Raw genomic sequence first — 11395 nt, forward strand, 5'->3', positions numbered from 1 at the left:
CAGCAGACATCGAGCAATTCGTGGACTGGTACAACCACCGTCGGCCGCACAGTGCCAACGGCCTTGTGCCACCTGCGCTTTGTGAAGAGCAGGTGGCCTGAACTCCCTTTGGGAGTGTCCAAAAATACTTGACCACCACAGATTTACGGCGCCCCCCGCAACCGGACCCGCCCCGCCAAACCACGGATAGTCCGCTGTTGCTGTTGCTTCGGCTTTGCCGTTGCTCGAAGGCCTCTGCGGGTGCCGGGCGCCGCCCGGCCGACTTCCGCCACTTGCGGTGGCAGCGACGGCCCACTAGCCTTCGGCCGTCGTTCACCACCCAAGGACCGCCCGTGAAACACCGTCATCTCCTGCTGGCCTCGGCTGTCGCCGCCGCCACGCTGGCCCTGGCCGCCTGCAAGAAGGAACCCACCCCAGGCACCGATACCGCCAGCAGCAGCGCCCCGGCCGGCGAAACCGCCGACCAGTTCGTGGCCCGCATCAATGCCGAATTCAAGGCCGCCTACCCGGAGATGACCTCGGCGCAGTGGCTGTCCTCCACCTACATCAACAGTGACTCCGAACGCATCGCGGCCAAGGCCAACGAGCGCTCGCTGACCCAGCTCAACAGCTGGATCGAGCAGGCCGCCAAGTTCGATGGCAAGCCGATGAGCGAGGACAGCAAGCGCGCGATCCACCTGCTGAAACTGATGTCCTCGATGCCGGCGCCGCGCGATCCGGCCAAGCTGGCCGAGCTGACCCAGATCGCCACCCGCATGGAAGGCAGCTACGGTGCCGGCAAGTACTGCACCGACGCCAACGATCCCAACTCCTGCCGCCAGCTGGGCGAGCTGGAACAGGTGCTGGCACGCAGCCGCGATTACGACAAGCAGCTCGACGCCTGGCAGGGGTGGCACAGCACCACCAAGAGCATGCGCGGCGACTACCAGAAGTTCGTCGGCCTGGTGAACGAAGGTGCCAAGGGCATGGGCTTCACCGATGCCGGCCAGATGTGGCGCAGCGGCTACGACATGCCGCCGGAGCAGATCGGCCCGGAAACCGATCGCCTGTGGGAACAGGTCAAGCCGATGTACGAGCAGCTGCACTGCTACGCACGCGGCAAGCTGGACAAGACCTACGGCAAGGACAAGGCCGAAGTGGGCAACGGCCTGATCGCCGCGCACCTGCTGGGCAACATGTGGCAGCAGGACTGGTCGAACCTGTGGGACCAGCTGGAACCGTATCCGGGCGCTGGCAGCCTGGACATCACCGCAGCGCTGGAAAAGCAGTACCAGACCAACCTGAGCGCGGCGCTGGCCAAGGCCGGCAAGGACGCCAACGTGGCCGCCCAGTACAAGGCGCAGCGTGAGGCCGAACTGCGTACCGCCAAGCAGATGACCGAGCGCGCGCAGGACTTCTACGTGTCGCTTGGCATGCCGTCGCTGCCGCAGTCCTATTGGGAAAAGACCCAGTTCATCAAGCCTGACGACCGCGACGTGGTCTGCCACGCCAGCGCCTGGGACATGAACATGGAAGGCGACGTGCGCACCAAGATGTGCATCAAGCCGAACGAAGAGAACTTCACCACCATCTACCACGAGCTGGGCCACATCTATTACGACCTGGCCTACAACCCGCTGCCGCCGCTGTTCCAGGGCGGTGCCAACGATGGCTTCCATGAAGCAATCGGCGACACCATCGTGCTGGCGATGACGCCCAAGTACCTCAGCTCGATCGGCTTGGTCGATGCGCCGACCGAAAGCCGCGAGGCGGTCATCAACAACCAGATGCGCATGGCGCTGTCGGGCGTGTCGTTCCTGCCGTTCGGGCTGATGATCGACCGTTGGCGCTGGGGCGTGTTCGATGGCTCGATCACCGCCGACAACTACAACAAGGCGTGGTGGGACCTGAAGGCCAAGTACCAGGGCGTGGCGCCGGCCAGCACCCGTGGCGAAGAGTTCTTCGATCCGGGCGCGAAGTACCACGTGCCGGGCAACACCCCGTACACCCGCTACTTCCTGGCGCGCATCCTGCAGTTCCAGTTCTACAAGGGCCTGTGCGACGCGTCCGGCTACAAGGGCCCGCTGCATGAGTGCACCTTCTACGGCAACAAGGAAGCCGGCCAGAAGTACTGGGCGATGCTGAGCAAGGGTGCCAGCCAGCCGTGGCAGGCCACGCTGAAGGAACTGACCGGTGCCGACAAGCTCGATGCCGGCCCGATGATCGAGTACTTCACCCCGGTCAACGAGTGGCTGAAGCAGCAGAACGAAGGCCAGATGTGCGGCTGGCAGGCCAACGCGGCCCCGGCAGCAAAATGAGAAAAGGGGCGGGTCCGCGAGGATCCGCCCCTGATGTTTCCGGTAGCGCCGGGCCATGCCCGGCGGCTCTTCATCGCACCGCTGCGCTCGCCGGGCATGGCCCGGCGCTACCCACGGCGGATCAGCTGTTCTTCTTCGCCGCCATCGCCGCGGCCAGCTCGGCCTTGAATTCCTCGAAGGTCTGGCCTTTCTCCTGCGCTTCGGCCTGTGCAGCATCGCGCAGTGCATCGGAGTACATCAGGCGCACCGGCGTGCCATTGCGCTCGTGCAGCTCACCGGCCTGCATGATCAGCGCCAGCACCTGCGCAGCGCTCTCGCTGTGGCCCGCGATTCGGCCGTCCATGCCCAGCACCCATTCGCCGTCGCGGCGCACGACACCGGCCAGCAGGGTGCGCTGAGCATCGCGCAGTTCGGCATGCGGTTCCACCGGCGACGCCTGCGCGGCGGCCTTGTTGGCGGCCTGCTTTTCCTGGCGACGGCGCTGGTCGCGGCGGGTCTTGGAACTGGTGGACATGGTGCGGTACCGCTGCGAAGGGGGGCGCAAGGATAGCGCACCCCGCCCGCAGCGCTGCTTCACGCGTGCTCGATCCAGTCAGGTCAGTCCAGCACCTTGCCATGCCGCCAGTAGCCCATGAAGGTGATCGCGCGGCGGTCCAGCCCGCAATCGCGCACCAGGTGGCGGCGGATCGCCATCACCGCCCCCGCCTCACCCGCCACCCAGGCATACAGCGGACCGGCCACGCGGGTATCAGCTTGCTCCCAGAGGATCTGCGTATCGACGTCGATCTCCTCCAGCGCATCGCCGGCAGCCACGCTCGAGGTCGCTGCCAACCGCGCCTGGACCGCCTGCAGCAACGGCTGTCCGTAGGCGGCCTGCCCGCGCGGCAGCCAGACCAGCTCGGCGCTGGAGGGCGCCTTCAGGTGCACCGCATCACCGGCCTGCGCCACCTCCAGCAGCGCCAGCGTGCGCGGTGGGTCGACCATGGCCGCCAGTTCCTCAAGAATTCCGGCCACCGCCGGCAGCGCGGTTTCATCCGCCACCAGCAGCACCTGGCCGACTCCCGCCGGCGGTTTCCATTCCCAGCCTTCGCTGCTGTCGGCACAGTCGGCATCGGGGGCCAGCAGCACTACGCGGTCGCCCGGTCGCGCGTGGATGGCCCAGCGCGAGGCCGGCCCGGTCTCGCCATGAAGCACGAAATCAACGTCGACCTCGCCCTGCTCGGCGCGCAGGTGGCGGATGGTGTAGGTGCGCATGGGCGGGCGCTGGTCGTCCGGCAGCGCCCGGTAGCGCGGATACCAGTCCTCGCCGCTGGGCACCTGCGGCACGTCCTGGCCGGGCAAGGGGAAGAACACCTTGATGCGCTGGTCCGGGCCTTCGGTCTTCATCCGCGCCACGTCGGCACCAGTGAACACCATGCGGTCCAGGGAAGGGGAAAGAACGCGGCGCTCCTTCAGCGCCACCTCGAACAGGCGATAGGTCTGCTGCGCAGCCATGGGGGAACCTCATGCAACGACATCGGATCGGCTGGCTGTCGTGCATCCACGCACCGGCTGGCTGGAGTCCCCAGCCTAGTCCGGTCGTTGCTCGCCGCAAGCGTTACGGGCATCGCGGCCTGCCCTACCCCTGCGCGCTGCTCAATGGCCCGTGCAGGCTGCCTGCGCCGCGCGTTCACGCTGGTGTTCCCAGTACCAGAAAACGAATCCGGCGCCGAAGAACGCGGCCTGGCCCAGCGCCAGGTGCAGCGGGCTGGCACTGAGCAGCGGCGACACCACGCCGGCCACCACGGTGCTGATCATCAGCTGCACGAAGGCCTGCAGCGACGAGGCCAGGCCGCGCTGGTGCGGGTACATGTCCAGCACCGCCAAGGCCAGGATCGGGAAGATCAGGGCCATGCCCATGCCGCCCAGGAAGATCGGCAGCACCGCCCACGGCAGCACGAACTGCGGCGACAGCGCCACGTAGCCGACATTCAGCAGCGCCGACAGCGCGCACAGGCTGAAACCGATGGCGACCTGGCGTGTGGGCGTGGTGTGCCCGGCCATGCGCCCGGACAGGAACGAGCCGGTGGTCATGCCACCGATGGTGGGGATGAACAACCAGGCGAAACCGCCCTCGCCCAGGTGCAGGTGCTGCATCACGAACACCGGTGCCGAGGAGATGTACAGGAAGATGCCGCCGAAACCGATGCTGCCGGCCAGCGCCAGGCGCAGGAAGCGCGGGTTGAAGCCGATGCGCACGTAGTCACGCAGCAGCACGCGCGGCGACAGCGGCACCCGTGCCTCGACCGCATGGGTTTCCGGCAGGAAGCGCGCGGTGGCCGCCAACAGCACCAGCCCGAACACCACCAGGAACCAGAAGATCAGCGGCCAGCCGGCGCCACTGAGCAGGATCCAGCCACCGATGATCGGTGCGATGGCCGGAGCGATGCCGAACAGCATCGACACCTGGCTCATCAGCCGCTGGGCATCGTGGCCGTGGTACAGGTCGCGGATCACCGCGCGGCCGACGATCATGCCGACACCCGCCGACAGGCCCTGCAGCGCGCGGAACGCCAGCAGCGTGGACAGGTCGGTGGACAGCGCGCAGCCGACCGAGGCGCCGACGAACACCACCAGGCCGCCCAGGATCACCCGCTTGCGGCCCCAGGCATCGGACAGCGGGCCGTGCGCCAGACTCATCAGGCCATAGAACAGCAGGTACACGCTGATGGTCTGCTGCACCGCCACTTCGTCCACCGCCAGGCGCTGGGCCAGCTGCGGGAACGCCGGGAAGATGGTGTCGATCGAGAACGGGCCGAACATGGCCAGGCCGGCAAGCAGCAGGGCCATGCGGCGGGTGGAAGGGGCAACAGCGGCGGTCATGGAGGAAGCGTCCGGCAGGGCCATGCGGGGCACGCACGGCGGGCGCCGGTCCCGCAACAACGGGGACGGCGCCAGATGAATTCGGGTATCCGCCCATCATAGGTGGGGATTGCGCCTGATGCCATGCAGCACTGCACAAAACGCACGGCCGGGCCATCGGCCATTCAGGCGCGGCGGCACCGACCGGCGGCCGCTGGCCGGGCCCGCAACGGGCTATAATCGGCGGGCAACACGGTGGGAGAAGCGGAACACCGCTGCCGAAGGCGCAACGCCCGTAATCGCTCAGGCCCGATACCACCCGTAACACAACTCTGGAGAGACCGGTTCGATCCGGCGCCGAAGGGGCACGAAGCTGCGGTTTTCCGCGCTTTTAAACTCTCAGGCAAAAGGACAGAGGGGCGCCCCGCAGACCGCCGACCGGCGGCTTGTGCCCGTGCGTGTGCCCTTTCCTGACGGATCCTTCGCCATGTCCCAGAACACCCCTTCCCTGCGTGAGCTCGAGCACCACAACGCGTTCGTCGAGCGCCACATCGGCCCCAACGACGCCGAGATCGCGCAGATGCTCGATGTCGTCGGCCACGCGTCGCTGGATGGCATGACCGATGCCATCGTACCGGCCAAGATCAAGTCGCCGGCACCGCTGGCGCTGCCGGAGTCGATGACCGAAGTACAGGCACTGGCGAAGATCCGTGCGATCGCCGACAAGAACACCGTGCTGCGCAGCTTCATCGGCCAAGGCTACTACGGCACCCACACGCCGAACGTGATCCTGCGCAACATCCTGGAAAACCCGGCCTGGTACACCGCCTACACTCCGTACCAGGCGGAAATCTCGCAGGGCCGCATGGAAGCGCTGATCAACTTCCAGACCCTGTGCGCCGACCTGACCGGCATGGAAATCGCCAACGCCTCGCTGCTGGACGAAGCCACCGCCGCTGCTGAAGCGATGACCCTGGCCAAGCGTTCGGCCAAGTCCAAGTCGGACACCTTCTTCGTGCACGACGCCGTGCATCCGCAGACGCTGGAACTGCTGCGTACCCGCGCCGAGCCCATGGGCATCGTGCTGCGCGTCGGCACCCCGGCCGAAGCGCTGGAAGCGGAAGCCTTCGGCCTGCTGCTGCAGTATCCGGATACCTTCGGCCAGGTGGGCGACTACAAGGCGCTGGTCGATGCCGTGCACGCACGCGGCGGCTTGGTGGCCGTGGCCACCGACCTGCTGGCCCTGACCCTGCTGGCCGCCCCGGGCGAATGGGGCGCGGACATCGTGGTCGGCAACAGCCAGCGTTTCGGCGTGCCGTTCGGCTTCGGTGGCCCGCACGCCGCCTTCATGGCCTGCCGTGACGCCTACAAGCGCTCGATGCCGGGCCGCCTGATCGGTGTTTCGGTCGATGCCCAGGGCAACCCGGCCTACCGCCTGACCCTGCAGACCCGCGAGCAGCACATCCGCCGCGAGAAGGCGACTTCCAACATCTGTACCGCGCAGGTGCTGCTGGCGGTGATGGCCTCGATGTACGCCGTTTACCACGGCCCGGAAGGCCTGACCCGCATTGCCCGCCGCACCCATCGCCTGGCCTCGATCCTGGCCGCAGCGCTGCGCAATGCCGGCGTGCAGGTTGGTGGCGACTTCTTCGACACCCTGCATGTCACCGGCGTGCACGCCGATGAGATCCATGCCAAGGCCCGCGCCGCCGGCTACAACCTGCGCGCGATTGACAGCGACTCGGTCGGCATCAGCCTGGACGAGACCACCACCCGCGCCGACATCGTCGCCGTGGCTGCAGTGTTCGGTGCTTCGCTGGACGTCGACGCGCTGGATGCCAGCACCGCCGACGCGCTGCCGGCCGGCCTGCTGCGCCAGTCCGCGTTCCTGACCCATCCGGTGTTCAACACCCACCACAGCGAGCACGAACTGCTGCGCTACCTGCGTTCGCTGGCCGACAAGGACCTGGCGATGGACCGCACGATGATCCCGCTGGGCTCGTGCACCATGAAGCTCAACGCCACCGCCGAGATGATCCCGGTGACCTGGCCGGAGTTCTCGCAGATCCACCCGCTGGTGCCGGCCGACCAGGCGCTGGGCTACAAGGAACTGATCGACACGCTGGAAGCGATGCTGGTCGAATGCACCGGCTACGACGCGGTCAGCCTGCAGCCGAACTCCGGCGCGCAGGGCGAGTACGCCGGCCTGCTGGCGATCCGCGCCTACCACCGTTCGCGCGGCGAAGATCACCGTGACATCTGCCTGATCCCGGATTCGGCACACGGCACCAACCCGGCTTCGGCACAGATGTGCGGCATGAAGGTGGTGGTGACCAAGACCGATGCCAACGGCAACGTCGATGTCGAGGACATCCGCCTCAACGCCGAGAAGTACAGCGACCGCCTGGCCGCGATCATGATGACCTACCCGTCCACGCACGGCGTGTTCGAGGAAGAGGTGGTGGAGATCTGCGAGATCATCCACAAGCACGGCGGCCAGGTGTACACCGACGGTGCCAACATGAACGCCCTGGTCGGCGTGGCCAAGCCGGGCAAGTGGGGTTCGGACGTTTCGCACCTGAACCTGCACAAGACCTTCTGCATCCCGCACGGCGGTGGCGGCCCGGGCGTTGGCCCGTGCGCGGTCAAGGAGCACCTGGCGCCGTTCCTGCCGGGCAAGCTGGGTGACAACGGCCCGGTCGGCATGGTCAGCGCGGCCAGCTTCGGCAGCGCCTCGATCCTGCCGATCAGCTGGATGTACATCGCGATGATGGGCCGCGAAGGCCTGCGCAAGGCCACCCAGGTCGCGCAGCTCAACGCCAACTACATCGCCAAGCGCCTGGCACCGCACTTCAAGACCCTGTACACCGGCCGCAACGGCCTGGTGGCGCATGAGTGCATCCTGGACGTGCGCCCGCTGGAGAAGACCAGCGGCATCGGCGCCGAGGACGTGGCCAAGCGCCTGATCGACTTCGGCTTCCATGCCCCGACCCTGAGCTTCCCGGTGGCTGGCACGCTGATGGTCGAGCCGACCGAGAGCGAATCGCTGCACGAGCTGGATCGCTTCATCGACGCGATGATCCAGATCCGCGAGGAGATCACCGCGATCGAAGACGGCCGCCTGGACCGCGAGGACAACCCGCTGAAGAACGCGCCGCACACCGCCACCGCGGTGACCGCCAGCGAGTGGACCCACGCCTACCCGCGTGAACTGGCTGCATTCCCGCTGGCCAGCCTGAAGCAGAGCAAGTACTGGCCGCCGGTGGCGCGCGTGGACAACGTGTACGGCGACAAGAACGTGATGTGCGCCTGCATTCCGGTCGATGCCTACAAGGATGATGAAGTCGAGGCTTGATTACTCGCTGCATCGGTAAAGAGAACGGCCCGCGCAAGCGGGCCGTTTTCATGAGGGTGTGTGGACCAAAGTCCACACCCACAAACATCCGATCACGGGTCCGGCATCTGCCCCAGGCTCAACTGCCACGACACGCCGAAGCGATCCTGCACCCAGCCGTAGCGGTTGCTGAAGTCATAGTCGCCCACCGGCATCAACCAGTGGCCGCCCTCGCCCAGCACACGCGCGGCGCGCTCGAACTGCTCGGCACCGGAACACTCGACGAACAGCGAGATCGACGGGCTGAAGGTGAAGTCGTGCACGTCCAGGCTGTCAAAGCACAGGTAGTGGGTGCCGCCCAGCAGGAAGATGGCCTGGCGGACCTGCCCGGGCACACCGGCACCGGCGCCCTCGGGGTGGCGCTGCAGGGCCAGCAGGCGGAAATCGGCGAAGGCTTCGGCGTACAGGGCCAGGGCGGCCTCAGCCTGGCCGGTGAACATCAGGAAAGGACGGCTGCGCAGCATGCGGTACTCCCGGTCGACGGGCCGCTGGCGGCCCACGCGATCAGGATGGCACGGCGGATGTATGCCTGCTGTAGAGCCGAGCCCATGCTCGGCTGGCGGCCGCGCGAACAGCAGCCGACCGTAGGGACGGCTCTACAGAATCACGCCTCGCGCATGCGCCGCGCGATGGCGCTGCCAGCGGCGATCGTGGCGGTCAGCGCCACCATCGACAGGAACTGCAGGCGGGTGTGCGCCTCGCTCAGCAGCAGGCCGAAGATCAGCGCCAGGATCGCCAGCGCGCAGCAGGTCAGCCACGGGAAACCGGCCATGCGGAACGGCAGGCGAGTGCCCAGGCGATCGGCGCGGCGGCGCAGCACCAGCTGCGAGACCAGCGACAGCGTCCACACCAGCAGGCAGGTGGAACCGACGATGTTCAGCAGTACCGGCAGCACCCGGTCCGGAAACAGCAGTTCCATCACCGTGGCGGCGAAGCCGAACAGCACGCTGGCCAGCACGGCGATCACCGGCACCTGGCGCGGATCGGTCCAGCCCAGCACGGCCGGCGCTTCACGGCGCTGCGCCAGCGAGTACATCATGCGCGAGGCGCCGTAGAGGTTGGCATTGAGCGCCGACAGCAGCGCGATCACCGCGATCAGGGTGATGGCAGTGCCGGCACCCGGAATACGGGCGATATCCAGCACGGCGGCGAACGGCGACTTCAGCGCCTCGCTGGTCCACGGCACCACAGCGATGATCACGCTCAGCGAGCCGATGTAGAACACCAGGATGCGCCACGCCACGGTGCGGATGGCACGGGCGATGCTGCGCTCCGGATCTTCGGTCTCCGCCGCCGCAACGGCCACGATCTCGGTACCACCGAAGGCGAACACCACCACCAGCAGCGCGGCACCGATACCGGCCAGACCCTTGGGTGCGAAGCCGCCATGTTCGGTGAAGTTGCTCAAGCCCGGCGAGGTCACCTGCGGCAGCCAGCCCATCAGCAGCGCCACGCCGATGGCGATGAACGCCAGGATCGCCGCGACCTTGAGGATGGCGAACCAGAACTCAAACTCGCCGAAGTTCTTCACCCCGAGCAGGTTGATCGCGGTGAAGAACAGCATGAAGGCCAGCGCTGCCATCGGTACCGGCACCGCAGGCCAGACCGTGGCCAGCAACCCGGCCGCGCCCACCGCCTCGGCGGCGATCACGATCACCAGCTGCACCCACCACAACCAGCCGACCGTGGCACCGGCGGTGGCGCCCATGGCGTCGGCCGCATACACCGAAAACGCGCCGCTGGTCGGTTTGGCCGCCGCCATCTCGCCAAGTGCGTTCATCACGATGATCACCAGCGCGCCTGCGACCAGATACGACACCAGCACTGCCGGACCGGCCGCCTGCACGCCCACGCCCGAACCGAGGAACAGGCCGGCGCCGATGGCGCTGCCCAGGCCCATCATGATCAGCTGGCGGGGCTTGAGCGAATGCCCGAGGCGGGACGGCGAAGCGGTCGGAATCGAGTTGGGCATCGGCGGGGCTGGCGGCGGGCTACAGGGGCGACACCTTACCCTGTCCCATGCCTGCGGGGATAGGCACAGCGCAGCAGGCGGCTCAGGCCAGCGCTGGCTCGCCGACACTGCCGCCGATGCGGGCGCGGTAGGCGCGCGGCGAGAAACCGGTTTCAGCCTTGAACTTGCGGGTAAAGGCGCTCTGGTCGCTGAAGCCGCAGGCCTGGCCGATGCAGGCAATGCTGTCGTCGCCGTGCAGCAGGTGCATGGCCATCTGGATGCGCAGCCGGGTCAGCACCTGCTGAGGGGTCATCTGGAACACCTTGCGGAAACTGCGCTCCAGCTTGGACAGCGAAAAGCCGGTGATGTCCAGCAGGGTCTGCATGCGCACGTTCTCGGCGTAGTGCGCGTTGAGGTGGGCCAGCGCCAGCCGCAGCTGCTCGTACTGGGTGCCGAGGCTGTCCTTCTGGCCGAGGTCGCGGGAAATGCCGATCAGGCCCTCGATGGCGCCATCGACCAGCAGCGGGCGCTTGCAGGTCAGGCACCAGCCCGGTTCGCGGTTGGCGAACAGGTGCAGCTCCATCAGGTTCTCGATCACCTCGCCGGACAGCACGCGGGCATCCTGGTCGACATAGTCCGCGCTGAGGCCGGTCGGGTAGATCTCGGCCGCCGTGCGCCCGATCACGTCCTTGCGCGCGCGCAGGCCCAGCCGTCGCAGCATGGTCTGGTTGACGTGGGTGTACCGCCCCTGGCGGTCCTTGATGAAGAACAGCACGTCCGGGATGGCGTCGAACAAGGCTTCGATGTCGGCGGGCTCGACTCGCATGCGGCAAGCATACCCGAGCCCGCTTTTGCCCGTACGTTCACCTTTGCCGGACCGGGGTTTAACGGGCTCGGTTCCAGTGTCGTGGT

The 11395-nt window shown here is 67.2% G+C and carries 9 protein-coding genes and 1 riboswitch; of the genes, 3 read left to right on the forward strand and 6 right to left on the reverse strand.

Going from position 1 to position 11395, the window contains the following annotated elements; all coding sequences use genetic code 11:
- Window positions 1-8 precede the first annotated feature (8 nt).
- Window positions 9-101: a hypothetical protein gene (locus AC5P6E_RS20020; protein ID WP_495231278.1), complete on the forward strand. Its 93-nt coding sequence runs from the start codon at window positions 9-11 to the stop codon at window positions 99-101.
- Window positions 102-332: 231 nt separating this feature from the next.
- Window positions 333-2297 (forward strand): M2 family metallopeptidase, encoded by a 1965-nt coding sequence (locus tag AC5P6E_RS20025; protein WP_241875326.1) that lies wholly within the window; start codon window positions 333-335, stop codon window positions 2295-2297.
- A gap of 121 nt (window positions 2298-2418) precedes the next feature.
- On the opposite strand, the gene AC5P6E_RS20030 is transcribed toward AC5P6E_RS20025, so the two are convergent.
- The 3 genes from AC5P6E_RS20030 to AC5P6E_RS20040 all read right to left on the reverse strand — a co-directional run bounded on the left by AC5P6E_RS20030 (window position 2419) and on the right by AC5P6E_RS20040 (window position 5159).
- Window positions 2419-2811 carry a hypothetical protein gene (locus tag AC5P6E_RS20030; RefSeq protein WP_019338658.1) on the reverse strand — a complete coding sequence of 131 codons (393 nt, stop codon included), beginning with the start codon at window positions 2809-2811 and terminating at the stop codon, window positions 2419-2421.
- Between the two features lie 83 nt (window positions 2812-2894).
- A complete protein-coding gene (locus AC5P6E_RS20035; protein WP_019338659.1) occupies window positions 2895-3791 on the reverse strand; it encodes a siderophore-interacting protein in 897 nt (298 codons plus the stop codon).
- A 141-nt stretch (window positions 3792-3932) separates the two neighbouring features.
- Entirely contained in the window at window positions 3933-5159 is a 1227-nt protein-coding gene (locus AC5P6E_RS20040; RefSeq protein WP_010482798.1) for a multidrug effflux MFS transporter, read from the reverse strand.
- A 301-nt stretch (window positions 5160-5460) separates the two neighbouring features.
- Window positions 5461-5563: riboswitch (glycine riboswitch) on the forward strand.
- A gap of 62 nt (window positions 5564-5625) precedes the next feature.
- Here AC5P6E_RS20040 and gcvP point away from each other — a divergent pair.
- Window positions 5626-8493, forward strand: a complete 2868-nt coding sequence (gene gcvP / locus AC5P6E_RS20045) for an aminomethyl-transferring glycine dehydrogenase (protein WP_019338660.1) — start codon at window positions 5626-5628, stop codon at window positions 8491-8493.
- Window positions 8494-8585: 92 nt separating this feature from the next.
- Here the strand turns inward: gcvP and AC5P6E_RS20050 are convergent, their stop codons facing one another.
- The 3 genes from AC5P6E_RS20050 to AC5P6E_RS20060 all read right to left on the reverse strand — a co-directional run bounded on the left by AC5P6E_RS20050 (window position 8586) and on the right by AC5P6E_RS20060 (window position 11309).
- Window positions 8586-8996, reverse strand: coding sequence for a VOC family protein (locus tag AC5P6E_RS20050; protein ID WP_005418291.1), 411 nt, complete (start codon window positions 8994-8996; stop codon window positions 8586-8588).
- 140 nt (window positions 8997-9136) lie between these two features.
- Window positions 9137-10504, reverse strand: coding sequence for an amino acid permease (locus tag AC5P6E_RS20055; RefSeq protein WP_043399061.1), 1368 nt, complete (start codon window positions 10502-10504; stop codon window positions 9137-9139).
- 82 nt (window positions 10505-10586) lie between these two features.
- Entirely contained in the window at window positions 10587-11309 is a 723-nt protein-coding gene (locus AC5P6E_RS20060; protein ID WP_019338662.1) for an AraC family transcriptional regulator, read from the reverse strand.
- Window positions 11310-11395 lie beyond the last annotated feature (86 nt).

The sequence above is a fragment of the Stenotrophomonas sp. YJH_SMC_16 genome (assembly GCF_059367875.1).

Coding starts and splice junctions, on each gene's coding strand:
- AC5P6E_RS20050 (WP_005418291.1), bottom strand. CDS start 8,996: ATGCTGCGCAGCCGTCCTTTCCTGATGTTCACCGGCCAGGCTGAGGCC.
- AC5P6E_RS20060 (WP_019338662.1), bottom strand. CDS start 11,309: ATGCGAGTCGAGCCCGCCGACATCGAAGCCTTGTTCGACGCCATCCCG.
- AC5P6E_RS20040 (WP_010482798.1), bottom strand. CDS start 5,159: ATGACCGCCGCTGTTGCCCCTTCCACCCGCCGCATGGCCCTGCTGCTT.
- AC5P6E_RS20035 (WP_019338659.1), bottom strand. CDS start 3,791: ATGGCTGCGCAGCAGACCTATCGCCTGTTCGAGGTGGCGCTGAAGGAG.
- AC5P6E_RS20055 (WP_043399061.1), bottom strand. CDS start 10,504: ATGCCCAACTCGATTCCGACCGCTTCGCCGTCCCGCCTCGGGCATTCG.
- gcvP (WP_019338660.1), top strand. CDS start 5,626: ATGTCCCAGAACACCCCTTCCCTGCGTGAGCTCGAGCACCACAACGCG.
- AC5P6E_RS20030 (WP_019338658.1), bottom strand. CDS start 2,811: ATGTCCACCAGTTCCAAGACCCGCCGCGACCAGCGCCGTCGCCAGGAA.